The sequence below is a fragment of the Streptomyces sp. NPDC127106 genome, from assembly GCF_042677605.1.
GTDB lineage: Bacteria > Actinomycetota > Actinomycetes > Streptomycetales > Streptomycetaceae > Streptomyces.
In genome coordinates, this window is record NZ_JBHXTC010000004.1 from 209,419 (window position 1) to 234,647 (window position 25,229).

Annotated in this window: 24 protein-coding genes; 17 read left to right on the plus strand and 7 right to left on the minus strand. The window is 73.1% G+C overall.

Going from position 1 to position 25,229, the window contains the following annotated elements:
- The first annotated feature begins 335 nt into the window (after positions 1 to 335).
- Together ACFVGY_RS06815 and ACFVGY_RS06820 are read left to right on the plus strand one after the other, a co-directional pair.
- Positions 336 to 1,376 (plus strand): D-alanine--D-alanine ligase, encoded by a 1,041-nt coding sequence (locus tag ACFVGY_RS06815; protein ID WP_385672101.1) that lies wholly within the window; start codon positions 336 to 338, stop codon positions 1,374 to 1,376.
- Positions 1,377 to 1,518: 142 nt separating this feature from the next.
- The gene (locus ACFVGY_RS06820) at positions 1,519 to 2,067 is read left to right on the plus strand and encodes an NUDIX domain-containing protein (RefSeq protein ID WP_385672104.1); all 549 of its coding nucleotides are present in this window, start codon (positions 1,519 to 1,521) and stop codon (positions 2,065 to 2,067) included.
- A 307-nt stretch (positions 2,068 to 2,374) separates the two neighbouring features.
- Here ACFVGY_RS06820 and ACFVGY_RS06825 read toward each other — a convergent pair whose 3' ends face one another.
- Positions 2,375 to 3,553 carry a glycosyltransferase gene (locus tag ACFVGY_RS06825; protein WP_385672107.1) on the minus strand — a complete coding sequence of 393 codons (1,179 nt, stop codon included), beginning with the start codon at positions 3,551 to 3,553 and terminating at the stop codon, positions 2,375 to 2,377.
- Between the two features lie 296 nt (positions 3,554 to 3,849).
- Here ACFVGY_RS06825 and ACFVGY_RS06830 point away from each other — a divergent pair, with 296 nt between their 5' ends.
- Positions 3,850 to 4,371, plus strand: a complete 522-nt coding sequence (locus ACFVGY_RS06830; RefSeq protein WP_385672110.1) for a hypothetical protein — start codon at positions 3,850 to 3,852, stop codon at positions 4,369 to 4,371.
- A 43-nt stretch (positions 4,372 to 4,414) separates the two neighbouring features.
- On the opposite strand, the gene ACFVGY_RS06835 is transcribed toward ACFVGY_RS06830, so the two are convergent.
- On the minus strand, positions 4,415 to 4,642 hold the full coding sequence (locus ACFVGY_RS06835; protein WP_385672113.1) for a hypothetical protein: 228 nt from the start codon (positions 4,640 to 4,642) through the stop codon (positions 4,415 to 4,417).
- A gap of 9 nt (positions 4,643 to 4,651) precedes the next feature.
- Positions 4,652 to 5,995, minus strand: coding sequence for an amidase family protein (locus tag ACFVGY_RS06840; RefSeq protein WP_385672116.1), 1,344 nt, complete (start codon positions 5,993 to 5,995; stop codon positions 4,652 to 4,654).
- A 327-nt stretch (positions 5,996 to 6,322) separates the two neighbouring features.
- On the opposite strand from ACFVGY_RS06840, the gene ACFVGY_RS06845 reads away from it, so the two are divergent.
- The 4 genes from ACFVGY_RS06845 to ACFVGY_RS06860 all read left to right on the plus strand — a co-directional run bounded on the left by ACFVGY_RS06845 (position 6,323) and on the right by ACFVGY_RS06860 (position 10,487).
- A complete protein-coding gene (locus ACFVGY_RS06845; RefSeq protein ID WP_385672119.1) occupies positions 6,323 to 6,670 on the plus strand; it encodes a hypothetical protein in 348 nt (115 codons plus the stop codon).
- 154 nt (positions 6,671 to 6,824) lie between these two features.
- Positions 6,825 to 7,169 (plus strand): hypothetical protein, encoded by a 345-nt coding sequence (locus ACFVGY_RS06850; protein WP_385672122.1) that lies wholly within the window; start codon positions 6,825 to 6,827, stop codon positions 7,167 to 7,169.
- Between the two features lie 674 nt (positions 7,170 to 7,843).
- On the plus strand, positions 7,844 to 9,802 hold the full coding sequence (locus ACFVGY_RS06855; protein ID WP_385672125.1) for an ATP-binding cassette domain-containing protein: 1,959 nt from the start codon (positions 7,844 to 7,846) through the stop codon (positions 9,800 to 9,802).
- 226 nt (positions 9,803 to 10,028) lie between these two features.
- Positions 10,029 to 10,487, plus strand: a complete 459-nt coding sequence (locus tag ACFVGY_RS06860; RefSeq protein WP_385672127.1) for an NUDIX domain-containing protein — start codon at positions 10,029 to 10,031, stop codon at positions 10,485 to 10,487.
- A gap of 58 nt (positions 10,488 to 10,545) precedes the next feature.
- Here the strand turns inward: ACFVGY_RS06860 and ACFVGY_RS06865 are convergent, their stop codons facing one another.
- Positions 10,546 to 10,968 (minus strand): Ig domain-containing protein, encoded by a 423-nt coding sequence (locus tag ACFVGY_RS06865; protein WP_385672130.1) that lies wholly within the window; start codon positions 10,966 to 10,968, stop codon positions 10,546 to 10,548.
- Positions 10,969 to 11,581: 613 nt separating this feature from the next.
- On the opposite strand from ACFVGY_RS06865, the gene ACFVGY_RS06870 reads away from it, so the two are divergent.
- Positions 11,582 to 11,896, plus strand: coding sequence for a GNAT family N-acetyltransferase (locus ACFVGY_RS06870; protein ID WP_385672133.1), 315 nt, complete (start codon positions 11,582 to 11,584; stop codon positions 11,894 to 11,896).
- Between the two features lie 32 nt (positions 11,897 to 11,928).
- Here ACFVGY_RS06870 and ACFVGY_RS06875 read toward each other — a convergent pair whose 3' ends face one another.
- Genes ACFVGY_RS06875 through ACFVGY_RS06885 form a run of 3 tightly spaced genes read right to left on the minus strand, consistent with a single transcriptional unit; the run spans position 11,929 to position 15,183 of the window.
- Entirely contained in the window at positions 11,929 to 13,464 is a 1,536-nt protein-coding gene (locus ACFVGY_RS06875; protein ID WP_385672136.1) for a hypothetical protein, read from the minus strand.
- Positions 13,465 to 13,480: 16 nt separating this feature from the next.
- Complete coding sequence (locus tag ACFVGY_RS06880; protein WP_385672139.1) at positions 13,481 to 14,056, minus strand: hypothetical protein; 576 nt, start codon at positions 14,054 to 14,056, stop codon at positions 13,481 to 13,483.
- Positions 14,053 to 15,183 (minus strand): NlpC/P60 family protein, encoded by a 1,131-nt coding sequence (locus ACFVGY_RS06885; RefSeq protein ID WP_385672142.1) that lies wholly within the window; start codon positions 15,181 to 15,183, stop codon positions 14,053 to 14,055. Before ACFVGY_RS06885 ends, ACFVGY_RS06880 begins: the two co-directional genes overlap by 4 nt.
- A 300-nt stretch (positions 15,184 to 15,483) precedes the next feature.
- Here ACFVGY_RS06885 and ACFVGY_RS06890 point away from each other — a divergent pair, with 300 nt between their 5' ends.
- From ACFVGY_RS06890 to ACFVGY_RS06930, 9 genes are all read left to right on the plus strand, one after another.
- Positions 15,484 to 16,389, plus strand: a complete 906-nt coding sequence (locus tag ACFVGY_RS06890) for a hypothetical protein (RefSeq protein WP_385672145.1) — start codon at positions 15,484 to 15,486, stop codon at positions 16,387 to 16,389.
- A complete protein-coding gene (locus ACFVGY_RS06895; RefSeq protein WP_385672148.1) occupies positions 16,386 to 16,724 on the plus strand; it encodes a hypothetical protein in 339 nt (112 codons plus the stop codon). The genes ACFVGY_RS06890 and ACFVGY_RS06895 overlap by 4 nt, the downstream gene beginning before the upstream one ends.
- Positions 16,725 to 16,726: 2 nt before the next feature.
- Entirely contained in the window at positions 16,727 to 17,509 is a 783-nt protein-coding gene (locus tag ACFVGY_RS06900) for a hypothetical protein (protein ID WP_385672151.1), read from the plus strand.
- Positions 17,510 to 17,543: 34 nt separating this feature from the next.
- A complete protein-coding gene (locus tag ACFVGY_RS06905) occupies positions 17,544 to 19,364 on the plus strand; it encodes a hypothetical protein (protein WP_385672154.1) in 1,821 nt (606 codons plus the stop codon).
- Complete coding sequence (locus tag ACFVGY_RS06910; RefSeq protein WP_385672157.1) at positions 19,361 to 20,887, plus strand: SCO6880 family protein; 1,527 nt, start codon at positions 19,361 to 19,363, stop codon at positions 20,885 to 20,887. Before ACFVGY_RS06905 ends, ACFVGY_RS06910 begins: the two co-directional genes overlap by 4 nt.
- Positions 20,887 to 22,449 carry a type VI secretion protein gene (locus ACFVGY_RS06915; RefSeq protein ID WP_385672160.1) on the plus strand — a complete coding sequence of 521 codons (1,563 nt, stop codon included), beginning with the start codon at positions 20,887 to 20,889 and terminating at the stop codon, positions 22,447 to 22,449. Before ACFVGY_RS06910 ends, ACFVGY_RS06915 begins: the two co-directional genes overlap by 1 nt.
- Before the next feature lies 1 nt (position 22,450).
- Positions 22,451 to 24,145 carry a type IV secretory system conjugative DNA transfer family protein gene (locus ACFVGY_RS06920; RefSeq protein WP_385672163.1) on the plus strand — a complete coding sequence of 565 codons (1,695 nt, stop codon included), beginning with the start codon at positions 22,451 to 22,453 and terminating at the stop codon, positions 24,143 to 24,145.
- Between the two features lie 4 nt (positions 24,146 to 24,149).
- Complete coding sequence (locus ACFVGY_RS06925; protein ID WP_385672166.1) at positions 24,150 to 24,596, plus strand: hypothetical protein; 447 nt, start codon at positions 24,150 to 24,152, stop codon at positions 24,594 to 24,596.
- A 129-nt stretch (positions 24,597 to 24,725) separates the two neighbouring features.
- A complete protein-coding gene (locus tag ACFVGY_RS06930) occupies positions 24,726 to 25,178 on the plus strand; it encodes a DUF6069 family protein (RefSeq protein WP_385672169.1) in 453 nt (150 codons plus the stop codon).
- Positions 25,179 to 25,229: the final 51 nt, after the last annotated feature.

The window sequence follows — 25,229 nt, forward strand, 5'->3', positions numbered from 1 at the left end:
ATGGGGCATATGCCTTTCATGTCCGATTTGCCACACCTTGGGCGGTTCGGATTCTGGGCCCGCCGAGTCCACCTCAGGCGCCGACCGAGCCCGGCGGCAGGCGCCGACCGAGGCTGCCGCGGGCGACGACCGTGCTCGCGGCGGGCGCCGACGGGATGACGCACATCACACACCGGCGGCCGGCGGTTGGACATGACGGGCACCCACGCGTGGGGCATCCGAACCACACGGACCGGCGGCCGACCAGCCGACCGGCCGACCGGCCGACCGGCCGACCAGCGATTTTCAGCCTGTCGGCGGATACGGAAGGTCGCGGCAGGGGACACAATCCCGGCATGCGAATCGTGATCTTGTGTGGTGGAGAGAGCCCGGAGCGAGACGTCTCCCTGGCCTCGGGCGGCTCGGTCGCCCGGGCCCTGCTGGAGCGCGGCCACGAGGTGGTCCTGGTCGATCCGGCCGCCGCAGCGCCGGTCCTGGCCGGGCCCCTGCGCCCCGGTGACGTGGTGGAGGGGTCCACGGTCGGCAAGGAGCCGCCGTCCGGCCTCGGGCGGCGGCTCCTGCAGCAGCGCATGGACGCCGCCCTGGCCGAGGGGCCGGTGCTGGGGCTCCTGCGCGACGCCGACCTCGTCTTCCTCGCCCTGCACGGCGGCTGGGGCGAAGACGGGTGGGTGCAGGGACGGCTGCGGGAGGCGGGCATCCGCTTCACCGGCGCGAACAGCACCGCGTGCAGGGCGGCCTGGCACAAGGACCGGGCGCAGGCCGTCCTGGGCGCCGCGGGGCTGCCGGTGCCGGAGCGCGCGTTGTGGCAGCCCGGCACCGACGAGGTGCCGCACGACGTGCAGCGGCTGCTGGCCGCCGGCCCGGTGGTGGTCAAGCCCGTTGCGGACGGGTCGAGCGTGTCGGTGCACCGGGCCGACTCCCTCGCGGAACTGGAGCGGATCGCCGCGGGGATCCGGGCCGGTGAGGGCGAGCTCCTGGTGGAACCGTTCCTGCCGGGCCGGGAGTTCACCGTTGCCGTGGTGGGGGAGCAGGTGCTGCCGGTGGTCGAGATCGAGCTGAGTACGCCGCTGTTCGACTACACGGCCAAGTACCAGCCCGGAGCGGTCAGCGAGGTGTGTCCGGCCCGGATCCCGGCGGAGTTCGCGTCCCGGCTCCAGGAGCTGGCCCTGCGGGCGCACGCGGCCCTGGGCTTCGACGCGCGCACCTACTCGCGCACCGACTTCCGCTGCGACGCGGCGGGCGAGCCCATGTGCCTGGAGGTCAACGCCCTCCCGGGGCTGACGGCCACGAGTCTGCTGCCGCTCGCGGCGTCCGGCGCCGGTTGGACGTACGCCGACCTGATCCAGCGCATCGCGGACCTCGCCACGACAGCCTGAGACGCGCGGACCTCAATCTCCGTGTTCTTCGTCGGACGGGCGCGGCTCGGTTCTGGCGCGGCGCCGCCACGGGGCGTTGTCCGGCCCGCCTCTGACGTGCCGTCGGACCGACGCTGTCAGCGGGGCTCCGTAGGGTGAGCGGATGACGGGAGACGGGATCGGACAGCGGGCCTTCGACGCGGCCGTGGCGGACGCGCGCCTCGCGGTCGTGGAGCTCGACGGCGCGCGCCGGTGGCTGGCGGAGGCCGGGCCGGGGTTCGAGGGCCCGCTCGCGGCCGAGGTCTGGGTATTCGACGGGGCGCTGTCCCGCGTGCTGCTGGTGCGGCACCGGTGGCGGGGGCTGGTGCCGCCGGGCGGGCGCGTGGAGCCGGGTGAGGCACCGCGGGAGGCCGCGGGGCGGGAGCTGCTGGAGGAGACCGGGCTCAGGGCGGAGCTGTTCCGGGAGCCGGCTCTGGCGACCGTCCGCTCCTACCGGCCGGGCGTTGCGGCGACGTTCGGGCTGTCGTACGTCGCGGTCGTCGACGTCGGCGTCGGCGTGCCGCTACGGGCGGAGAGCGGGCAGCCGGCGGCGTGGATGCGCCTGGAGGACGAGTGGGAGGGCTGTTTCCCCGGTGACCGGGCCCGGATGCGCCGGCACGCGGCACGGGTCGCCTCGCGCTCCGGCCGCGGGCGGCGGCCTGCCGGATCGTGACGGGGACCGGTTGCCACACCGCGCCGGTCGAGGCCGTCAACGCCGCCGAAGCCGTCGAGTCCGCTTTGCTCGGGCCGGGTTTCGAGCCGGCGGCGTCGCCCGGTGGGCCATGACAGCCTGCTACGCGCCCCTGCTGCCGTGGGGCCCGCTGCCGGCCGTGGCCACGGTCGCGTACCGGCGCCGCCGCCGACTCCACGGCTGACCGGCGGAGATGCGCGGTCGGCGGTCGGCGGTCGGCGGCAGGTGTGCATTCCTGCCGCCCTGCCGCCGCGCACGTCCGCTCCCCGCCCCTCCCCTGCCGGGAGGGTCAGCCGGACACCGCGGCCGCGGACAGGAGTACGTCCACGAGTCGGTCCGCGGCGTCCGGGCGCCCGTACGCCCTGGCGCGGTCCGCCATCGCCGCCCGCCGGGCGGGGTCGGTCAGCAGCGGGCCGACCGCGTGCTGCAGGACCTGCCCGGTGACCTCGCCGACCAGGGCGACGGCCGCCCCGGCATCGGCCAGGTGACGGGCGTTGTGCACCTGCTCGTTGCCGGCCGAGGTGGCGAGCGGGACGAACACGGCAGGCTTCCCCAGCGCGGTCAGCTCCGCCAGGGTCCCCGCGCCGGACCGGGACACCACGATGTCGGCGAGCGCCAGCACGTCCGGCAGCTCCGGCCCGACGAAGCCGGTCAGGTGGTAACGGCCGGCCAGGACCGGGTCCAGGCCGGCGGCTGCCGCGCGGAGTTCGTCCACGTTGGCCGGCCCGCACTGGTGGATCACGTTCGCGTGGCTCAGGAGCCACGGGAGCACGTCCCGGACGACGCCGTTGATCTGCTGGGCGCCCTGCGCGCCACCGGTGACGTACACGGTCGGCAGGCGGCGGTCGAAGCCGGTGAGGTTCAGTGCCCGTACGGCCTTGTCGCCGTGGCCGGTGAGGACTTCCGGCCGGATCGGGTTTCCGGTGACGACCGCGGCGCCGCGCAGCTCGGGGGAGAGGAGTTCGAGCGAGGACTCCGAGGACAGGGCGATCCGGGTGGCCGAACCGGCCAGCTTGCGGTTGGCCAGGCCCAGCCGGACGGTCTGCTCGTGCAGCACGAGCGGTCGCCGGCACAGGCGGGCGGCGAGGCCGGCGGGGACGGCCACGTACCCGCCGGTGGCGAGGACGACGTCGGGCTGGAACTCCGACACGATGGACCGGGCCTGCGCCACGCCGAGCGGCACCCGCGCCATGTCCTTCATGTTCGCCGCCGACAGCATCTTCAGCGGGTTGGCGGCCCGCCGGATCTTTCCGGTGGCGACCGTCTTGAACGGAATGCCCTCCGCGGGGGCGACGCGCGCCTCCAGGCCGTCGGCGGCACCGATCCACAGCACGTCGAGGGTGCCGCCCGCCGCCGCGAGCCGGCCCTGCAACGTCCGGATCGCCGTCAGGGCGGGATAGGTGTGGCCGCCGGTACCTCCTCCCGTGACGAGCAAGCGGAAGGACCGGGGCAGCAAGGGAGCGTTCACGCGGCAACCCTAACCGCTGCCGCGGACCGGCCGCGATCCGGGGAGTTGGGACCCAACCGGAGGTTCAGGTGGTCAACCACGGGCGGGCGGGACCGCGGGAGTTCGGGGTCGGCGAGGCGCCGGGCCGACACGACGAAGGGAATTGCACAAAGTTCAAGAAGAGACTTGCGCGACCTCCGGCGAGAGACCTAGAGTTCTGGGCGCCAGGACTTGAACTAAGTAAAAGTCGAGTGGGCGACCCAGCAGCCCACCGCCCACGCCGCAGCCCACCGCCCACGCCGCCGAGAAGGAACCCCTTGAACACCACCGCCCTCGCCGCCGCCCTCCAGCTCCTGCTCGCCGCCACCTTCTTCGTCATCCCCACGGTCGCCTGGATCCGTGGCGGCGCCTCCCAGGACGCCGCCGAGGCCGAGATCAGCCGCCAGGGCCACGCCCCCTCGGTCCTCGCCCAGCACGGCATCGCCTTCCGCGAGAAGCCGTGGGAGCTCGCCCTCGCCCTCACCATCGGCGTCGTCCTCACCGTCCTCGGCGCCCTCAACCTCGCCGCGAACCCCACCGGCCGCCTGCTCTCCTGGATCGTCGAGCCCCTCGTACTCCTCGGCGTCGGCTTCATCACCGCCGGCCAGGTCTTCGCCACCGCCTACACCCGCGCCGCCTTCGCCCGGTCCGCCGACTCCGCCCTGCACACCATCGACGCCGCCGCCCTCATCGCCGCCGCCAACGCCCCGTTCCCCGCCTGGCTCCGGCCCGTCGTCCTCACCCGCTTCGCGCTCGCCACGGCCGGCTCCGCCCTCGTCCTGCTCCTCCTCTGGCTCTGAGCCCCGCACGCCCCGCCGCCCACCACCCGTCCCGCGCTCGACGTCAGCCCAGGAGGGCGGGAAGACGGAGGGCGGCCTCGAACGGCACCTGGCGGACGGCGGTTACGCGGGCCGGCTTCGTCGGCCGGGCCGCCGGGCCCGTCACACGCTTGACCGGCTTCGTGGCCGGCTGCGGCCGAGGAGGCTCCACCGGTTTCCTCTGCGGTGGCGGCGACTTGGGCGGGTACGACGGCGGCAGCTTGGGGCCCCTGCCTGCCACGGCATCGGTCATGCGGCCACGCTACGCCTCCGGCCGGCCGAGGCGCCGCGAATCCGGCAGAATGCCGGAGGCCGGCCGCGCACCGGCTTGCCGGTGATCCGCTCCCGGCCCCTGAGCGCCTTCCGTGACGGCTTCGGCTGCTGCGGCGACGGCGAGCAGGTCGGCCTCCCGGCCGTGCCGGGCGACCAGGTGCAGCCCGACGGGCTCACCCGCGGGGGTACGGCCGGCCGGGAGGCTGATGGCCGGGTGGCCGCTGATGTTGAACGCCCAGGTCAGCGCCACGCTCAGGGTGTCGCCGGGCCCGTCGTGGCCGTGCGGGGCGTGGGGCGTGGTCGGGGTCGCCAGGAGGTCCGCCTCGGCGAAGACCCCGTCGAGGGCGGCGCCGAGCTCCGCTTTGGTACGTGCGGCTGCGGCGCGTTCCGCGGCGCCGGCTGCGGAGTTCGGCCCGCGTCGCAGGGTCTCCCAGCAACCGGCGGGATCGGGAAGGCGTACCGGAGACCCGACGCCCCCGACGCCCCCGACGCCCCCGACGCCCCCGACGCCCCCGCCGACCCCGACGACCTCGACCGCCCGGGCTCGGGACAGGGCTTCGAGGCGGGCGCGCGCCGCCGCCGCGACGGCCGGATCCGTCGCCGCGAAGCCGAGCGTCGAGGACCAGGCCGTCCGCAGCGGCCGCGCCGGGGCCGAGGGCGGCGGCCCGGAGGTCGTGGTCCCGGCGAGCGCGGCCAGGTACGCGGCGGCGTCCTGGACGTGGCGTGCCAAGGGCCCGGCGATGTTGAGGCCAGCCCGGTCCCGCGCGGGCACCAGGCCGTTCGTCGGCTTGAGCCCGATGATCCCGCACCAGGCTGCGGGGATGCGCACGGATCCGGCCCCGTCGCTGCCGGTGGCCAACGGCACCATCCCCGCGGCCACGGCGACGGCCGAACCCGCGCTCGACCCGCCCGGACTCCACTGGCGGCCGAGGGGATTGAGGGTCACACCGCGGCCGGTGCTACCCCAGGTCTGCCAGCGGGTGCCCGGGCCGGGGGTGGACGTCGCTCCCACGGGTACGCAGCCCGCCGCCATCAACCGTGTGGTCTGGAGCGACCCCAGCCCTTCGGTTCCCTTCACCGCCAACGGCACCCCGGCCAGCGGCAGCCGGATGCCCTCCTCCCGGATCCGACGGTCGATCAGCTCGGCGTGCTCGGCGGCCTGTCGTGGCCACAGCGTGGTGAAGGCGCGGAGCCCGACGTCGTCCCGGGCGATCCGCTGCAGGGCCGCCGCCGCCACCTCGCGCGCCGACAGTAGGCCCGCGTTGACCGCGGCGGCGATCTCGCAGGCGGGCAGTGCGGCGTAGTCGCCGGCTGCGCCGAGGGTCGTACTCACAGCGGCCTCCCGCGGTCGGAGTGATGTGGTCGGCCGGGAGAGCAAGAACGACGACTCGTCCGGCCGGAGATGACCATTCAACGTCAGCAGGGGCGAAGGTCCGCCCGCGAACCCGTCGGCACCGGTCAGGCCGTTCACGGGTTCAGCCGGTTCGTTGACACGCTGTGGCCTGCGCCGGGACGGCGCCGACGCGGCTCCCGGCACGGCGACCGCGACCGCCCGGTCCGCTTCGTTCAGCAGTCGTTGAGAAACTCGCCTTAGTCTGCAGACAGGGTGGTCGGGACCGGCACGACGAGAGGATCGGGAGAGGTGCGAAGGCGGGGCGGAATGGGATTCGAAGGCCAAGTGTGGCGGCTGGAGCGGCTGCGGCCGCATGAGCACCAGGGCGAGCGGGAGCGGGAGCTGCTGGGCGAGATCGAGATCGTGGAGACCGACTTCCCGTGGCTGCGCGGCCGCTTCACCGCGCAGCGCGCGTTCGCCGAGTTCAGGCCTTGGTTCGACGAGGCCCTCGCAGCGCTGGAGGAGGAGGACTTCGAGCGGTTCGACGAGGTGTACGAGTCGATGACCCGCACGCTCAGCCTCGTCTCCCCCGCCGGCCCGGTCGCCGAGTTCCTGCTGCACATCCAGGGCGGCGAGGCATGGTTCCGGTGGAGCGACACGCCGTTCGAATCCTGAGCGGCAGGCCGGCGGAGACCGCCGAACCCTCGGCCGTACCGTCACCGTACGCACGCGCATGCGTGCGTACGTGTGTACGTGTGTACGGCGCCTAGGGTGGCGGGCAATGCATGCCACCGCCCCCAACCGCCCCACCTACGTTCAGGAGTCACCCATGGCACGCTCGCTCGACGGCCTCGTCTTCGTCCCCGTGGCCGACCAGGCTCCGGGCCAGGTCGGGCGGCAGACCCGGTTCGCGTACCACGAGCAGGACGGCCGGGTCTGGGCCGAGTACGCCGGCGGGGATGTGGTCCGGGGGCACCTGGTCGGGACGCGGACGGGCGAAGACAGCATCGACTTCCGCTACGTCCAGCTCCGCCTCGACGGCAGCACCGCGTCCGGGCACTGCACCTCGCGCGTGACGGAACTCCCCGACGGCCGCCTCCGCCTGGAGGAGACCTGGACCTGGGAGTCCCAGGCGGGCAGCGGCACCAGCGTGGTCGAGGAGCCGCTCGACTGACGCGGCCTGGCAGAGACCCGCCGGGGATGCCGGCCCCGGAGATTCCGGCCCCGGGATGCCGCCCCCGGGATGCCGCCCCGAGGATTCCGTCCCCGGGATGCCGCCCCGAGGATTCCACCCTCGGGATTCCATCCCCGGGATGCCGCCCCGGGGATCCCGCTCCGGGAATTCCGCTCCGGGGATGCCGTCCCCGGGATGCCGCCCCGGGGATCCCGCTCCGGGAATTCCGCTCCGGGGATGCCGTCCCCGGGATGCCGACGGGGAGATCCGCCGCGCATCCCCCCGGAGGACCCGCCCAGGGGCTACCGCCCGTCCCACCCGTCTCGCTGGCCCCAGCCCGGCCCGGGCCGCATGCCGAAGCCGCGCCGGGGACGCCCCCGCAAGCGATTTCCGAAGCCCGCGCCCGCCACCGACCGGTTCCGGCCAATCGCCCGCCCAGAGCTGCGGCCGGAGCCCGTCCCGGGCCGTCCGGGCACCGGCCGCGCCGCACCCGTCAGGTCGGCCGGATCGCGCTGCTCCGCCCTCCGGCGTCCTGTGTACTCACTCCTCCGCTCCCCGTGCAGCACCCCGCCCCTCCCCCGTACCGGGGGTCGGGGGCTTCCTCGTCATGCCGCCGCCCGTGGGAGCAACCGACTTCCCTCATCGACGAGTTGGCCGAGTTGGAGGAGGAACCCATGTCCCGGAAACAGCAGGAACAGGGCCCGGCACACAAGCAGCCACAGCCGGAAGCGCGGGCGGCACACGCCCAGGAACCGGAGCCCGCCGCATCCGCGCTCCCCGCGCTCCCTGAGCTCCCCGCACCCCCGGAGTTCACGTACACCTGGGGCCAGCACAACAAGACCATGGAGCAGCTCTCGCTCGCGCAGATGGCCCGCCGTGTTCCGGCCGCGCTCGCCCAGACCGCGCGGCTGGCCTGGGCGGTGAACCGGACGGCGTTCACCTGGCTCGTCTGCGCGCAGGTCGTCGGCGGCATCTGTACAGCCGCCGCGCTCGCGGCCGTGTCCCGGGCCATGGGCCCCCTCCTCGCCGGCGGTACCGTCGAGCAGCGCATCACCGGGGCCGCCTGGCCGCTGGCCGCCGCGGCCGCCATGACGGCCCTGGGCGCGCTCGCCTCCGTAACCGCCGGCAGCGCCGCCCGGCGCCTGAACCCGGGCATGTCCACGATCGCCGACCTCGCCATGGTCGACGCCCACATGGACGTCGAGCTGTCCGCGTACGACGCCCCCGACTTCACCGAGCGCTCCGAGGCCGCCGAAACCGGCTCGGCCCGTTCCGGGATGCTGCTGCAGGATGCGCTCGGCTTCACCAGCGGCCTGATCGACATGGTGGCCGTCGCCTCCGTCCTGTCCGTCGTCCACCCCGTCCTGCTGCCGCTGCTCCTGCTGTCCGTCATCCCGCGCGGCCTGGGCTCCGTACTCGCCGCCCGCCTCGACTACCGCCTCCACAACGAGACGATCGCGTCCCGCAACATCCGGCACATGATGCGCTGGCACCTCACCACTCCCAAGCTCGCGGACGAGCTGCGCGGCAACAGCATGCGTCCGTACGCCCACCACTGGTACGCCGCCGTCTGTTCCCGCATCGACTCCAAGATGGTCAGCTCCGCGCCCCGCTACCTGGCGGTCTACCTCACCGCCGCCGTCGTCTCCGGCCTGTTCACCGTCCTGACCTGGGCGAGCCTCGGCGCCCTGGTGGTCGGCGGGTTCATGGCCATCGGCGCGGCCGGCACCGCCATCGTCGCCATGCGCACCTCCACCGCCGCCCTGTCCCAGCTCGTCGTCTACGGGGCCGCGATGTTCCAGCACGCCCTCTACCTCGGGGACTACACCGCGTTCATCCGGCAGGCCGCCGAGCAGTCCGGGCCGCGCGGCCCGCAGGAGCTCGAACCCCCGGAGAAGATCCGCCTGGAGGCGGCCACGTACACGTACCCGGGCAAGGACGCCCCCGCCCTCGGCCCGGTGGACCTCACCCTCAACCGCGGCGAGGTCATCGCCCTGGTCGGCGAGAACGGCGCCGGCAAGTCCACCTTCATCCGGCTCCTCACGAGCCTCACGGCTCCCACCACCGGCACCGTCTCCTGGGACGGCGTACCGACCGCGGACGCCGACCAGCGCTCGGCCTGGCGGCACGTCGGGCTCGTCACCCAGTCGTACGGGTACTGGCCCTTCACGGCCCGCGAGAACATCACCCTCGGTCAGCCCGACCCGCGCGGCGAGGACGCCGTCTGGGACGCACTCGGCGCCGTCGGAATGAAGGAGACGGTGGCGGCGTACCCGAGCGGCCTCGACACCCTCCTCGCCCGTTCCCTCTGGGGCGGCCACGAGCCCTCCGGCGGCCAGTGGCAGCGCATCGCGTGCGCCCGCGCCTTCCACCGGAAGCCCGGCCTGCTGGTCATGGACGAGCCGACGTCGGCCATGGACCCGCGCGGGGAGCACATGGTGTTCTCGGGGCTGCGGGAGATGAAGGACGACCGGATCACGGTGATCGTCACCCACCGGATGGAGAACTGCCGCCTGGCCGACCGCATCGTCGTCCTCGACTCCGGACGCATCACCGAGCAGGGCACGTACGAGGAACTCCTCCGCCTGGACGGCTCCTTCGCCGAACTGGTCCGCCTCTCCCAGGACCGGTAGCCCGAGCCTCCGCCGCGCCGGCAGCCCGCAGCGCGCTGCCGGCGCGGGCGGGGCGGGCGGGGCGAGATCGCGCAGGGCGGTACGGGGCGCCCGGGGCAGGGGCAGGGGCAGGCACGTCGGCGTCGTACCGGATCATGTCAGTGCGCCCGGTGGTGCGAGGCCGGGCGGGAGTCGGGCCGAGCACCGGACCGGCCGGGCCGGCCGCCACTCATCACAGGAGCACGTCATGACCGCCGCATCCGCGGACCGCGCCAGGGCCACGGCATCCGCCGCCGCCTTCATCACGGACGAACGGGGCAGGGTGCTCATCGTCAACCCGGTCTACAAGGAGCGGTGGAACCTGCCGGGCGGCCACCTGGAGGAGGGCGAGCTCCCCACGGCGGCCGCCCGTCGCGAGGTCCGCGAGGAGCTCGGTCTCGACCTGGAGATCGGCGACCTGCTGGTCACCGCTTGGGTGACGAGGGCGGAGGGCTCCCACGTGTTCCACGTCTTCGACGGTCCGCGGCTGACCGCGGAGCAGCAGCGGGCCATCACCCTCCAGGAGTCGGAGATCGGTGAGATCCGTTTCTGCCTGCCGGAGGACATCCCGCCGGACATGGTCCCGCCGTTCGCGCTGGCCATATGGCGCCGCGCCCTGCTGGCGCGCGCGGAGCAACGGCCCGCCTACCTCGAACTCGCCCTGTAGCCACGTGCAGCCACACCGGCGCACGTGGCCGCCCCCTCCGGAGGCTCCCGCCGGGGCTTCAGCAGCGCGGGCAGGCTTCGCGGATGACGCGCCAGTTGAAGGTGGTCGTGCCGGTCTGGCCGATGCTGTCCGTGATGGTGACGGTCACCGCACGGGTGCCGGTGCTGCGGACCACACCGGAGATCAGACCGGTCGTGCGGTTGATCGACGTACCGGTATGCAGGTTGACGGCCGAGAAGGTGTACGGCGGCACGCCTCCGATGCCCCCCATCTGCTCGCGGACGCTGTCCCACTGGTAGTCGGTGCGGTTGCCGGAGCCGAACACGATCGGCTTGTCCAGTACGGCACCGGCCACCGGGGCGGCGGGCTGCGCGGTGCCGGCCGCGTCGGCGACCGCCGGGGCCACGGGCGCGGCCAGCAGGGCGGCCAGGCCGAGGGCCAGCGCGGCCAGCCGCCGCGGGGTGCGCGAGGTTGCTGTCAACTTGACCTCCGAACTCATCGACAGGCGGCGGGCCTTCCGGTGCGGTTCGCGGATCCCGTCGCCTCCCGCATTGGGTATGAATGTTCGAGGTGCGGTAGAGCGTCCGAATCCTAGGTGGCTGCGGGCCGGAAGTCGACGGGGTCTCTCGGCCACTCCGCGCCCCTTCACCGTCGCGGTTCCGGCAGCGCCGCCCTGGCAGTCCCGCGGCCCGTCCATCGGGATCGCCGCAGGTACGGCGGGAAATCCGCGCGATCGTCGCACGCCTGCGGGAGTTGGCCGGATCAGAGCTGCCGGTGCAACCCGCGCCCGGGCGTTGTCGGCCGATCCGCTCCAGTGTTCTCCGAGTTCGCGCAGACGCGCCCCGGTGCTGCGCGCGCCGTCCGCGGCGGTCGAGTCGACCGTGTCCGCATGGCCCACCGCGGAGTATCCGCGCGGGACCGCCGCGCAAAACCTGATGCGGCCCGGCTGCGCCGCGTGCTACTCAACCCTCCTATGGGTGATCTCGTGACGGACGGCTCGTGCTGCATCGGCTGAGCGTCCGCGAGGCGTTTCCTGCGATCCTGCGCGGAGGGGCGCGGTGCCCGGCATCCCGGCGCCTACGAGATCCGGCGCCGTGACGACGGCTGTGCGATCGGGGGGGCTGAACTTCCACGACCCCGCCGACGAGGACGGCAGCGTCACGATCGGCTACGGCCTGGTGCCGTCGGCCCGCGGCCGGGGTTACGCGTCGAAGGCCCTGCGGGCACTGCTGGCGTTCGCGCGGGAGATCGGCATCACGTGCGTCAAAGGCGACGCCGACCACGACAACGCCGCGTCCCAGCACGTGATGACCGCGGCCGGCATGCACGTGGTGGCAGAAGACGAACGGGTCCGCTCCTACGAGACGGCCTGGTCCGACACACCACCCGGAGTCGGGCCGGGGCAGTGAGCGGTACGGCTCCCGACCGTGGGGACCGGTGGTCAACTGAGGCCGATGCGTTGGCCCGTCATCAGATTCCGGGGTGCCGCGGCGCGGAGTACCGGGCGGTGCGCGGGCCGGACCTGGTGGGTGGGTGCCGAGCGCAGTGCGGTGGCGAGGGCCCGGTGTGCGACGGCGTCGAGTACGGCGCGGGGGACGGTGGTCCCTGCGCGGCGGGCCGCGTGCAGCAGCTGTCCCGCGCTCCTCTGCTCCGCGGCCATGACCGCGGAGTACGCCTCGGCGAAGGCGGCAACCCGGCGCCGGTGCACCGGCGGTCCTCCTGCCCGTTCGACCACCCGCGGGACGATGGAGGCCAGCTGCCACCCGGTGGCCGGCAGACGGTACAGCGATGCTGCCAGGGGGCCGGGGCCGCCGGCGTCCGCGAGGATCTCGCCCGGCGGACGCACTGGCCCGGGGGCGGCTGGGGGGCTCCAGTGTGCGCCGAACAGCAGCCGACCGAGCCGCGTTGCCGTCGTCCGTGAGATCACCGCGGCGGGGTGCGGATCGGGGAAGGGTGCGGGCGTAGGCTCGGGTGGGGGCGCGGTCTGCCCGCGGCGGAGGAGTTCGCAGCCCGGGAGCGCGGGGAGTTCGCCGAGGTCGGCGGCGCGGTGCCAGGCGGCTGCGGTCTTCCCCCATGCGTCGGCGGAATCCCGTAGGGCCGCCGCGGCCCGTCGGAACTCGTCGGCGGTGGTCCCGTCCGCGTGGGGCATGCGTTCAGCAGCCGTCAGCAGCACCCGGCCGGCGAGGAGGCGGCTGAGGGAGTTCCAGTGGGCCATGTCGTGCAGGTCCGGGCCGGTGAGCGGCTGCGCCTCACGGTCGTGCAGGGTCGTGTATGCGGCCGTGGACAGCCGTTCGCAGTCTTCTGCGAGGCGGGCCGTGACTGCTGTCGTGGGATCGTCCTGCGCTGCCTGCACGGGGATCACCGGTAGCGCGTGCGGGAACGCCGCCAGGTGGGGAGCAGCATCCCCGGAGGTGGTGCGGGTGAGGACCGAGGCCTGGTCCAGCCAGGCCCGGGCCCCTGCGAGGGCCTCCGCGGCCCCTGGGTCGTCGCTGTTGCGCGCGATCCGGTGGACGACCTGTCCGGCGGCCCGTCCCACCTCGGCGTACCGGCTCGCCAGGTGTTCGACGGCCGCTCGGTCCCGCAGCAGGCAGGCGTACGGGGTGCGGGGTGCGCCGTCCGGGCCGAGGTGGCTGCCGATGGTGTCGCGCACCGCTGCCACGGCCCGGGCGGCCGCCTCGATCCGGGTGCGCGACGGCCCGGCGGGCGTCACGTCTCCGGGGGCATGCAGGTAGGGCCGGGCCCGGCTCAGCCATCCCGAGGCTTGGCTGAGCCATCCCTCCAGGTCCTTCGCGGCCGGGATCGGGGACTGCTCGGGCGGGGTGCCGGGGCCCAGTGCCGTTCGGATCTCCTGCAGTACGTGGTCGACGCTCCCGACCAGCGCCGCCCGGTCCTCCAGGTCGGCCGGGGTGCCCGGGTCGCGGGCCGCTGCTGCGAGATGGGCGAGGGCGGCGTCGAAGAGCTCGCCCAGCGTCGTCATCGGCGTTTCCCTTTCCTTACGGGTCGGCAGCATGGTCCAGGGCTTCGTGGATCCGGCGGGCGGCTGCGCTGTGGGGGCCCTGGATGCTGATGACCGTGGTCAGGAGCTCGTTGCCCAGCCGGTCGCCGAGGACGGGGTCGGTGGTGGTCCGCCAGAGGCTGTACGCGCGGTGGACTGCGGCTTCGGTGTCGGGGTGGTCCGGTCCGTGCAGGTCGGCGCGCAGGCGGAGCGCGTGCAGGTACCAGCCCACTGCTGTGCGGTGGTCCCCCGTCAGGCTGGCGAGGTAGCCGCGTACTTCCCGGATGTCTGCGGTGGCCGTGCTGAAGTTCTCGTTCGTGGCTGCGGTGTGTTCGGTGTCGAGTCGTTCGGCGAGCAGGACGGCCTCGTCCAGGTCGCCCTCCCGGGCCAGGGCGGCGACGGCAGCGATCCGGGCGGGTACGTCCACCTCGTTCGGGGGTCCGGGCGGTGGCGGCGGCGGTGGTGGCGGCGGTGTCGCTGCCGTCGGCGTCGGCGGCGTGTGCGAGGTGGCCGGTGTGGTCCAGAAGTCCGTGGTGACCACGCCCCAGGGCAGGAAGACTCCGTCGTTGCTCACCAGTTCACCACCCTGCGGACGCCCGTCACCCGGGTCATGTAGGACGAGGAGTTGCGCCAGCTGTCGTACGGCACGATACGGGTGCGGACCCCGGTCCGGGGCGCTTCGATGAGCATGCCGGAGCCGATGTACATGCCGACGTGACCGGGTCTGGCGGCCGAGCCGTCGGAGCCGGCGTTGAAGACGAGGTCGCCGGGCGCGGGGCGGTCGAGGTCGACCTGGAGCGGCAGGTTGATCTGGTCGAAGGTGACGCGCGGGATGCTGATGCCCGCCGCCTTGTAGGCCTGCTGCACGAGGGACGAACAGTCGCACCAGTGCGCCGGGTTGGAGCCGTGCGCGACGGTGCAGTCGCCACCGAGGTGGTACCAGCCGTCCTTCTGCTGCAGTGCCCAGCCGACCGCCGTACGGACCTGGGGAGGGGTGTCCGGGGGCAGGCTGAACCCGGCGGGCAGGGCGACGGGGCCGCCGCTGCCGCTGCCGTCGGGCGCGGTGTACTGCGCCGACCTCTTCATGATCTTCTTTACGTACTCGTACGTCTCGCCCGCGGCGAAATCGGCCGGGGGAACACCGCGGAACTGTTCTACGCGGCCCCAGCCCGCGTTGTATCCGGCGAGGGCCAGTTCGACGGGCGAACCGCCGTACTCCGGGTGTCGTTTCGCGGTCTTCAGCAGGACGCACATCATGCGGCCCTGAGCGGGAATGGCGTCGGCCGGATCCATGACGTCCTTGTCTCCGTCCCCGTCGCCGTCGACGCCGCGAGTGGCCCATGTACCGGGGACGAACTGGGCTATGCCATAGGCGATGGGACTTCCGTCCGCGGCCCGGGAGATCGCGTCCGATCGGAAATTCGATTCGGCCCACAGCTGCGCGGCCAGAATCGACGGAGGCAGGCCCTGGTCGCAGGCGGCGGCCGCGGCCAGGATGAGGGGCGCGTATGCGGCGGGTACACCGTCGGCCCCGCCGATCCTCAGTGCTCCCGCGGTGGGCCAGGTGCCGGTGCCGATGCCGCCCTTGCCGTCGTCCTCCGCAAGAGTGGCGAACAGCATCACCGCGCCGATCCCCAGGGCCAACGGAGCGCCCACCGCCCCGCCCGCAGCGGCGAATCCCCACCACCGCTTCACCCGCATTGATTCCCCCGGCCCGTAACCGATGTGCGTCCACGAAAAGTCAATGAGACCAATCCGGCCAGCATTTGATCGTGCCGGGATCGCATGACAGGTCGCGACACTATGCCATTTCCGCTCCAGCGATGATTGTTGAGCACGCGTCAGAAATCTGATCACTGACGATCGGTGTAGGGTGCCCAAACGCTGTGACGCTGTCACGCCGCACCGACGTTGATGTGACATTCACATAAGCGGTGATGACTTTGTGGGGTGCAGCTGCCGCCGGGGGGATTCATGGGGAAGAAAAGTGAACCGGTAGACGTGAGGCTGCCGGTGTCGGCGCGGCTGGTGGTGCCGGTGATGGCCGCCGTCGGGGGCAGCGGCCGTTCCACCGTGACGCACCTGCTCGCCACCGCCATGACTCCCCTCGCCGACACCGTGGTCGCCGACTTATCACCGCGGCTCGGCTCCCCCTGGCCCTCGTGGACCGCGGACGCGCAGGCCGGCGGCGGCCTCGCCGCGCTCCCGCCCGACCGGCCGCTGAGCCGCTCCGACATCCGCGCCGCCACCGCCGCCGTCGTCGTCGTCCGGCAGGGGGCGGCCGACAGCCACTGGTCGGTACTGACCGACGCCCGCGCATGGCACGCCGCCCCGCTGGAGCTGCCGGCCGACCCGGCCGCCTGGTACCAGCTGGCCGCCGCCGGCGGCTGGCAGCTCGTCCTCGCCGACACCGCTCACCCCGTCGCCCACGACGTCCTCACGGCACGCTGCTCCGGCCTCCCGGGCCTGACCCGCGCCTGGTGCGCCCTACCGTTCACCGTGCCCGTCCTGTGCGCACAGCCCACCGCCGCCGGAATCCAGGCCCTGCAGCAGGCCGTGATGGTGCTGCACGCCGAAGGCCTGCCCCTGCGGCGCACCGTGGTCGTCTTCTCCGCCGCCTCGGACGGACGCCTGCCCGCGGTGGCGCGGGCGGCCGCCACGATGCTGTCCTCCCGCGCCGCCGCCGTGGTCCACCTGCCCCACGACGCGGACATCCGCGCGCACGGGCTGGCCGTCGCCGCCCAGCCGCCGCGCATCCGCGACCGTACGCAGCAGGCGGCCCGCGAACTCGCCTCCGCGGTCCTCGCCGCCGCCCACGAACACTTCGGCGAGCCGCTGCCGGCCGCGCCGCAGCCCGCCGCCGCCCGATCCCCGTACCTGCCGTTTGACGAGGAAGCACAACGATGAGCCAGCTCCTGACGACCCTGCACGCCCTCGCCGCCGACCCCGGCCTCGCTGTCCGGGCCGACGGCCCGGTACCCGCCTTCGTGCCGGCGCTGCCCGACCCCGTCAACAACTCGGCCAAGACGATGTTGTCCTGGACCGCGGGCGGCGGCATCACCCTCGCCGTCCTCGGCGGGCTGTGCGGATGGGCGCTGACGGCGATCGGCCACAACACCGAACGCGCCGCCCTGGCAGCCCGGGGCAAGCAGGGCGTGCTGTGGAGCCTGATCGGCGCCGGCGGCATCGGGGTGACGTCCTCCCTGGTCCTGGCCGTCTACACCATGTCGAAGGGCGGCTGACCATGAACACCTCCCCCGGCCTCAAGGCCCGCCGAGCCCGCTTCATCCTGGCCGGCGGCGCGGTGGCGGTGGCGGCGCTGCTCGTTGCCGGCGGGTTCACGGCGGCGACGCTGATGAACGGCGATCCCAAGGGGCAGCCGCAGGCTTCCGCCAGTCCCGCGGTGACCGGCACAACCTCTTTTGGGAGCACCGGGAGCCAGGATGACCTCATGACGCCGGAGAAGGGCGAGAAGATCGTTCTCCCGAAGCCCACCGATCACAAGAACAGTGTGGCAGTTGGCTTCCCCAGGTATCCAGGCGGCGGCATTTCGGCTGTCGTGTACTTCTGGGAGGAGTACGCCTGGCTGGACGACGAGAAGGCCAGCCAGCAGCTGAACGCTGTGGTCTCCAAGGACGCTCCCGGCTACGCAGACAAGCAGGTCTCCGAGATCCGCAAGATGCGCGAGGCCATCGGCCTGGCCCCCTCAGGAGGCATCCCGGCCGACATCACCTTCACCACGTCCGTCCACGCCGCGCGGGGCAAGACCCTCAAGGCACCTGGTGTGCCGGTCGGCGACATCATGCAGGTCTGGCTCTCCTACGACCGCTTCGCCACCGGGCCCAAGGGCGGACGGGACGAGAACCCTCTGCGAGGCGAGACCATCGCCTTCGTCGTGAAGTGGGAAGACGGAGCCTGGAAGTTCACCGACAAGTACGACTCCATGGGCGACTACCCCCTGGCCTACGAGGCCACCAGCCCGTACGCCTGGAGCGACGGATGGGTACAGGTACGTCATGCGGGCTGATCGTCTGCGGCGATCCAGCCGCGTCGTAGTCCTGATGTCTGTTCTGCTGGCGCTCTTCGAGGCCAGCGGTTTCGTCTCCGTGGCGGTGGCAGCCGACAACCCGACTTACCACGCTTCTGTCGGCCCACCCTCCCCAATCCCCACCGACTGGGCGCAGTTCAGCGTGGGGATCGACAAGAACGGCAAGTACTGCTTAGAAGACCGCATCAAAGACGGCACCATCTGCCACCTGCCGGGCCCCGACGACCCTCCGATCCCCGGCAAAGGCCGGCTACCGATCTGCGAGGGCGCCGACGGCAACGGCGCCCGCAACTGCGCCGAGCAGGGCCAGCGCGAGGCGGAGGCCCGACGGCTCAAGCAGTGGCGTGAGGCCTTCTCGGACCAGGATCGGAAGAAGTCCGCGGAGCTGATCGAGTTCGTCAACGACTGCGTGGCCAAGAGCGGCCGTCCGTTCACCGTGTGTAAAAGGGAGGGTACGAACAAGTTCGGGGAGCCGGTCCAGACGCCGCTGGAGTGGGCGGCGGGCAAGTTCTCGCAGTTCGCGTCCAACGCGTTGCAGGAGGCCGCGTCCTACATCGGCAAGTCGGTGGTGTGGCTGCTGGAGAAGTTCGCGCGGTTCTTCAACACGAGCTCGACGATCAACCTGGGGCACACCGGGCTGGGCAAGTTCACCGCGCTGATGACCTCGCTCTCCGCGGTCGTGGCGTGCTTTCTGCTGCTGCTCCAGTTCGGGAAGGTGGCGATCAGCCACAACGGCGCCCCCGCCGCGACCGCACTCACCGGCCTCGCCAAGTGGGCGGTGATCTCCTCCGTCTACCTCCTGGTCGCCCAGGAGGCCCTGAGGTGGTCGGACGTCGTGTCGGACTGGATCGTCAACTACACCTTCGACAGCGGGGGCAGCGGCCCGGAGTCGGCGGCCAGGGCGATGGAGCAACGGCTCGGCACCCTCTTCGGCGGTCTCATCACCGGCGGGGCTGGCGCCGCCACGGCCGGCGGCGCGCTCATCACCGGTGAGGGGGTCGCCGCTTCCGCGGTCGGTGTCGTCATCGTCATCGGGATCATCTGCATCCTGGCCATCGCCGCGCTGTGGGTGGAGATCCTCCTCCGCCAGGTCGGCATCATGTTGATCATCGGCACGATGCCGATCACCCTCGCCGGCCAGCTGTCCGACGCGACGGCCGAGTGGTGGCCCAAGGCGCGGAACGCGTTCATCTCGCTGGTGCTGATGAAACCGGCGATCGTCTGCTGCTTCTCCATCGGCGTCTTCGCGATGACCGAGGGCGAGGGCGTACAGAACATGATCGTCGGGTTCGTGATGTTCCTGGCCGCGGCCCTCTGCTGGCCCGTCCTCGCCAAGTTCATGGTGTTCACCACCAACGGGGCCGGTACGTCGATGGCCTCGGGCTGGGTCAGCTCGCTCGGTTCCTCCGCGTCCTCCGGCGCGGGCGGCGGCCGCGCGGAGCCCAGCGGAGCGGGGGCCGTCGGCGGCGGAGTCGGCTACACCAAGGCGCTGGACGCGGAGAGCGCCACCGCCCAGCCGGCCTCCGGGGCTCCGACGGCGGGCCTGCGAACCGGTTCGGCGGCGCGGTCGGCGCCCCGCTTCGGCGGGAGGGCGGCCGGCGTCGCCACGCTCGGGCTGCAGGCCATGGCGGCCGGGAAGGACACGCTCGAGTCGGGCCTGGCCAACACGGCTGCCCACGCGGGCCTCGACCAGGGGGCCGCGGGCGGCCGGCACGTGGTGATCCCGCCGCGCCGACAGCCCGCCCCCGCACCGATGGGTGCCCCGCCACCCCCACCCCCGCCCCCGCCCCCGCCCCCGCATCGACTCAACGCCGACTCCGCTCCCAGGGGATGACCGTGTCACAGCCCGTTTCCTACTCGGGGTGGCAGTCCGAGACCACCGGCTTCATGGGCCGCCTGTCCGGCCCCGGCTTCGCCATGGTGGCCGCCGCCTCGCTGATCGCGACGCTGCCCTTCAACGTCGGCTGGCAGAGCGCCTTCCTGTGTCTGCCCCTGTCGCTGTTCCTGCTGGCCCTGGCCTTCGGTCGGGTGATGGGACTCAGCGCCGACGAATGGATCTCTCTCGCAGTAAGGCACCAGATCTCTGTGGCTACCCGACGGAACCTGTTCTTCTCCGGCGCGTTCGCGCCCCGCTCCGCGGCGACCGGCCGCCAGCCGCTGGACCTGCCCGGCACCCTGGCCCGCCTCCGGATCCTCGACGCGCCCGACGGGCTCGGCGGACAGCTCGGCGTCGTCCACGACCCCGTCGCCGGCACCTACAGCGCCGTCGCCCGCGTCACCTTCCCCGGCCTGGCCCTCGTCGACACCGACCAGCAAGCCGCCCGCGTCGCCGCCTGGGCCGCGTTCCTGGGTACGTACTGCACCGAGGACTCCCCCCTCACCCGTATCGCCATCCACCAGCGGTGCCTGCCCGACGACGGCGCCGCCCTGGCCAGTTGGACCGCCCGCCACATCAGCGCGGACGCCCCCGACGCGGCCGTCACCGTCCTGTCGGAGCTGATGGACAGCGCCGGACCGGCCGCGACCGCCCGCGAGACGTACCTGACGGTCACCCTGTCCGCGTCCCGGGCCCGCCTGGCCGTCAAGGGCGCCGGCGGCGGACAGACCGGCGCCGCCGCCGTCCTCGTCCGCGAACTCCACGCGATGGGACAGGCCCTGGCCACCGCCAGTCTGCAGGTCGGCGAGTGGCTGTCGCCCCGCACGGTCGCCCAGACCGTCCGGACCGCGTACGACCCGGAGGCGCAGCACATGCTCGCCGCCCGCGACGCGGCCGCCGAGCTGCCCGGCTGGTCAGGAACCGCCCCGGGCGTCGACCCCGACCTGGCCGGGCCGGCCGCGGCCGAGACGGCGTGGGGGGTGTACCGGCACGACGGGGCGTGGTCGGTGTCGTACCAGGTCCGCACCTGGCCGCAGTCGGAGGTGTACGCCACGGTCCTCCAGCCGCTGCTGCGGCCGCGGCAGAACGCCCGCCGGTCGCTGACCATGCTGTACGAGCCGATCGGCCCGCGGCGGGCCCGCCAGGAGTTGGCCCGTGACAAGGCCAAGCGGTCCTCCGCCCGACACCTGCGGGCCAAGTCGGGGCGGGACGAGAGCGAGGACGAGCGCCGTGAGGAAGCCGTCGCCCGCGCCCAGGACGCCGCCCGCGCCGCAGGGCAGGGCGTCGTCCGCATGACCGCCGTCCTGACCGTCACCGTCACCGACTACGACGAGATGGAGACGGCCTGCGCCGAACTCCAGGCCGACGCGGCCGCGTCTGGGCTGGAGGTCCGCCGCATGTGGGGCGCCCAGGACACCGGCTTCGCCACCGGCGCCCTGCCGCTCGGCCAGGGCCTGCCCGACCGCAGGATGGGATTCTGATGGGCCTGCTCTCCCGCCGCCGGCCCGCCGGCGACACCCTCCTGGAAGCCATGGGCATCGACGAGGCCGCCGGCCTCGCCGAACGCCCGCCCGCACCCCTGCCCGTACAACCGACCGCGCGCGAGCTGCGCCGCGCCCGCCTCCTCGAAGACCCCGAGACGTCGATGCGGGTCGCCCCGCGGAAGGGCTGGACCCAGCCCTTCGCCGGCCGGGCAGCAGCGGTGCCGCGCGCCGAGGTCGTCCGCGCCGACACGGCCAACGTCGCCGGGCTGTACCCGTTCCTGCACGCCGGCAGTCTGCCGCCGATGGGGGCGTACATCGGCCAGAACACCCTCACCATGCAAGCCTTCAGCGCCCACCCGGCGGTGTGGGTGAAGGAAGGCCTGTGCACGAACCCGAACGTGATGATCACCGGCATCCCGGGCTCGGGGAAGTCCGCGCACGTCAAAGCGGTCGCCCTGCGTCTGATGGCGTTCGGGCACCGCACCCTCATCGCCGGCGACGTCAAAGGCGAGTACGCGGCGCTCTGCGAGCACCTGGGCGTGGAGCCCGTACGTCTCGGGCCCGGCCTGCCCGGCCGCCTCAACCCCCTCGACGCCGGCCCCCTCGGCACGGGCCTGGACCTCGTGAAGGACCCTGCCGAGCTGCGCGGGCGGCTCACGGAGATCCACCGCCGGCGGCTGACCCTCCTCAAGGCCCTCCTCGAACTCCAGCTGCGGCGGACCCTGGACCCGCAGGAGGAAGAGGCCCTGGACGTCGCCGTCCGGGAGGTGACCGGCGAGCTGCACGGCGCCGGCGCCACCCGGCTGGCCGTCCCCACCCTCCCCCTGGTCTACGACCGGTTGCGCGACCCCACCGACGCCATGGCCCGCGAACTCCGAATCCGTGACGCCGACATCCAGCGCGCCCGGGAGGCCATGGCCCCCATCCGCTCCGCGCTCGGCGCCATGGTCAGCGGCCACCTCGGCGGCTTGTTCGACGAGGAGACCTCCATCGGCCTGGACTGGGACGCCCCGATCCAGTCCGTCGACATCTCCGCCCTGCAGGAGTACGGCGACGAGACGGTCGCGATGGTCCTGTCCTGCGTCTCCACGTGGGCGCAGTCGGCGATCGACCAGCCCGGGCAGCGTCCGTGGATCGTCGTACGGGACGAGCTGTGGCGGCAGATGCGCTCCGGCGGGGCGACGATGGTCAGGAAGATCGACGCCGACCTGCGCCTGTCCCGGGCCACCGGCACCATCCAGGTCCTGGCCACCCACCGCCTGTCGGACTTCGAGTCGGTCGGCGCCGCCGGGTCGGAAGCCGTAGCGATCGCCCGCGACCTGATCGCCTCCTGCGAGACCCGCATCCAGCTCGCCCAGGACACCCGCCCCCTGCAGATGACCCGCGAGGCCATCGGCCTCACCGACTCCGAATGCGCCCTGATCGGCTCCTGGGGCGCGGGCCAGCGCGGCCGCGCCCTGTGGAAGGTCGGTCGCGGCGGCGGATCCCACGCCGTGCAGCTCGTCCTCTCCCGCACGGAGGAGCGGCTCTTCGAGACCGACGAGCGGATGGTGATCTGACGTGGCCGGCCAGCGCGGGCTCACCGTGGGCTTGGACGACAACACCCTGCTTGCCGCGTACGGGGCGGGCGTGGCCGTCACCGTCGGCGGTTCCGTCCTCCTCGCGGCACCCCTGGCCTCCTTCCTCTCGGGCGGCGGGTGGGCGCACAGCAGCCAGGGCGTGCCCGTGACGGTGGTCCTCGCCCTGGCGAAGGGGCCGGCCGCCGTGTACGACCCGGCGCCGCCCGGGTGGCTCTTCTACGCCCTGACCGTGCTGCTGTTGCTGCTGGTGCTGCTCCTGGGCCTGGTCGTCGTCAGGGCGGCCGGCCGCTTCTCCGCGTGCGGCGGCCGCAGCGGCGGCGGCGCCCAGTGGGGCGGGCCGAAGGTCGAGAAGAAGATGGCCGCCCACGACGACCCGGGCCGGCGCACCAACCGGATCACGGCGGGGCGGGGCCTGGGCACGAAGAAGCTGGTGGCGGCGCAGCCCAACATCTCCGCCACGGTGTTCGGTGTTCCGGGTTCGTCGAAGACCACGGGCCTGGTCCTGCCCAACGCCGCCGAATGGCAGGGCCCGCTGCTGGTCACCACCACCAAGGCCGCCGACCTGGACGTCATCCGCGCCCGCCGCCGCTGGTTCGGCCCCGTGTGGGTGATCGCCCCCGCCGGGATCCCGGGCCGGGACACCGACCACTGGTCGCCGGTGGAGTACTGCACCGACGCCAAAGCCGCCGACCGCATGGCGGCCTGGCTCGCCGAGGCCTCCTCCGCCGCCGGGGACAAGCGCGCCGCCGCCTGGGTCGACCAGGCCAAGAGCGTCCTGAAGGGCATCCTTCTCGCCGCGCACCTCTCCGGCGGCGGGATCCGCGACCTGCGCCGGTGGATCACCCTCGGCAAGGACGCCGTCGACCACGTCCGCGCCGTCCTCCTCGCCCACGGTCACACCGACGTCGCCGACGACTACGCCTCCCCGTGGCTGCGCCTGCACGAGGACGGCATCGGCTCCATCCAGTTCAGCCTGAACGTCCTCGCCCGCGTCTTCGCCGACGAGGAGGTCCGCGAGACCTGCGCCCGCTGCGACTTCGCCTTCGAGGACTGGCTCGACAAGCGCGGCACCATCTGCGTCATCGCCTCCGAGGCCGACGCCGACCGGTTCGCCCCGCTCATCAGCTCCCTGATCGCCGGCGCCGTCCACGCCGCCGAGACCCGCTACAACCGCTACGGCCGGGCCATCGACCCCGCCGTCGGCGTCTTCGTCGACGAGGCCGGGACCATGCTGCGCTACCCGCGCCTGCCCAACGTCCTCACCACCGGCCGCGGCATGGGCATCGTCCTCCTCACGGTCTGGCACGACCTCTCCCAGCTCCGCGAATCCCTGGGCCAGCAGAAGGCCAACACGGTCCTGTCCGCGTCCGGGCTGCGCATGCTCCTGCCCGGCTGCGGCGACCTGGAGACCCTGCGCTACTTCTCCGGCCTCTACGGGCGCACCGAGGTCACCAAGACCAGCCACGGCCGCTCCCACAAGTCCCACTCCACCCACACCCAGGCCGTCGAGACCGACCTCGCCCCCGTCCACGCCCTCCAGCAGCTGCCCGACTTCACCGCGATCGCCCAGTACACGAACCTGCCGCCGATCAAGGTGAGGATGCGCCTCACCTTCCGCGACAAGGACCTCGACAAACTACTGACGGATCCCGCGACAACCACCCACGGGACGTGAACCGATGACGACCGACCCCGCCCCCTGCCCCGACCCCGCCCCCGACCCCGTGGACCTGTGGCCGCCCCCGCCCGGCCCACCGGCCCCCGAGCCCCAGCGCTGGGTGTGGGCCGCCATGGAACCTGCGGAACGCCGCCTCCGCCTGCACGAACTCGCCGCCTGGGTCGACTGGCTGCGCACCGCCTTCGAGCTCCACAACGTCATCACCCCCTGCTGGTACCGGCACTCCGCGGTCGTCGAACACCTCACCGCCCTCTACACCGGCTGGATGCGCACCTACGCGGGCGAGAGCGCGCCGGGCCGCGAACTCGCGGAGGCCGACTGGATCCACACCCTGCACGCCTTCACCCCGCACCTGCAGCTCCCCGCCTGCGCGACCGGCACCCATCAGGACCCGCCACCCCGCATCCCAGCCGGCGAGGAGGACTTCACCGGGGCTCTCCATTCCTGATCGCTTCTCCACGGTCTGGCCTCGCAGGGCCGGAACAGGCTTGACCTCAAGTGAGATTCAGGTTGGAGGCTTCTTCGTGTGCCGCTGGCCGTAGGGCAGCGCAGCACTTCACACATTGGAGGAAGTCTCATGTCGAGCAGTGCCCTTTCGAACTCCGGCCCCACTGCGCCCGCCGCACCCTCGGTCCACCGTTCCGGCCTCACCTGGTGGAAGGCGCTGGTCGCCGGTGCGGTCGGTGCGGCCGTGGTCAATCTGATCGTTCTCGGCGCTGCCAAGCTGGCCGGTGCCTCGCTCATCGTCGTCAACGGCAGCGAAGAGCACCCGATCACGGTCGGAGGCGTCATCGGCTCCTCCGTCGTCCCGCTGGTCGTCGGGACGGGCGCTGCCCTCCTGCTGGCCCTGTGGAAGCCGGTCTTCCTGCGGATCGCGCAGTTCGTGGGCGGTGGGCTGGCACTGTTGTCGGTCGCCGGCCCGCTGTCGTCCGGCGCCGACGGCGGCACCGTCGCGGCCCTGTCCCTCATGCACGTCACCCTCGGCGTCGCGGTCGTCGCCACCCTGGAGCTCCACCGCCGCCGCCGTTGAGTTCCTCTGGTGCCGGTGGTGGAGCTCCGCCCGACACCGCGGGCCGTCGCG

What these genes read in the sequence shown, in the direction of transcription:
- ACFVGY_RS06930 (WP_385672169.1), top strand. Translation starts at nt 24,726, where the DNA reads ATGTCGAGCAGTGCCCTTTCGAACTCCGGCCCCACTGCGCCCGCCGCA.
- ACFVGY_RS06900 (WP_385672151.1), top strand. Translation starts at nt 16,727, where the DNA reads ATGAACACCTCCCCCGGCCTCAAGGCCCGCCGAGCCCGCTTCATCCTG.
- ACFVGY_RS06875 (WP_385672136.1), bottom strand. Translation starts at nt 13,464, where the DNA reads ATGACGACGCTGGGCGAGCTCTTCGACGCCGCCCTCGCCCATCTCGCA.
- ACFVGY_RS06820 (WP_385672104.1), top strand. Translation starts at nt 1,519, where the DNA reads ATGACGGGAGACGGGATCGGACAGCGGGCCTTCGACGCGGCCGTGGCG.
- ACFVGY_RS06855 (WP_385672125.1), top strand. Translation starts at nt 7,844, where the DNA reads ATGTCCCGGAAACAGCAGGAACAGGGCCCGGCACACAAGCAGCCACAG.
- ACFVGY_RS06905 (WP_385672154.1), top strand. Translation starts at nt 17,544, where the DNA reads ATGTCTGTTCTGCTGGCGCTCTTCGAGGCCAGCGGTTTCGTCTCCGTG.
- ACFVGY_RS06895 (WP_385672148.1), top strand. Translation starts at nt 16,386, where the DNA reads ATGAGCCAGCTCCTGACGACCCTGCACGCCCTCGCCGCCGACCCCGGC.
- ACFVGY_RS06850 (WP_385672122.1), top strand. Translation starts at nt 6,825, where the DNA reads ATGGCACGCTCGCTCGACGGCCTCGTCTTCGTCCCCGTGGCCGACCAG.
- ACFVGY_RS06915 (WP_385672160.1), top strand. Translation starts at nt 20,887, where the DNA reads ATGGGCCTGCTCTCCCGCCGCCGGCCCGCCGGCGACACCCTCCTGGAA.
- ACFVGY_RS06885 (WP_385672142.1), bottom strand. Translation starts at nt 15,183, where the DNA reads ATGCGGGTGAAGCGGTGGTGGGGATTCGCCGCTGCGGGCGGGGCGGTG.
- ACFVGY_RS06910 (WP_385672157.1), top strand. Translation starts at nt 19,361, where the DNA reads ATGACCGTGTCACAGCCCGTTTCCTACTCGGGGTGGCAGTCCGAGACC.
- ACFVGY_RS06835 (WP_385672113.1), bottom strand. Translation starts at nt 4,642, where the DNA reads ATGACCGATGCCGTGGCAGGCAGGGGCCCCAAGCTGCCGCCGTCGTAC.
- ACFVGY_RS06845 (WP_385672119.1), top strand. Translation starts at nt 6,323, where the DNA reads ATGGGATTCGAAGGCCAAGTGTGGCGGCTGGAGCGGCTGCGGCCGCAT.
- ACFVGY_RS06860 (WP_385672127.1), top strand. Translation starts at nt 10,029, where the DNA reads ATGACCGCCGCATCCGCGGACCGCGCCAGGGCCACGGCATCCGCCGCC.
- ACFVGY_RS06815 (WP_385672101.1), top strand. Translation starts at nt 336, where the DNA reads ATGCGAATCGTGATCTTGTGTGGTGGAGAGAGCCCGGAGCGAGACGTC.
- ACFVGY_RS06925 (WP_385672166.1), top strand. Translation starts at nt 24,150, where the DNA reads ATGACGACCGACCCCGCCCCCTGCCCCGACCCCGCCCCCGACCCCGTG.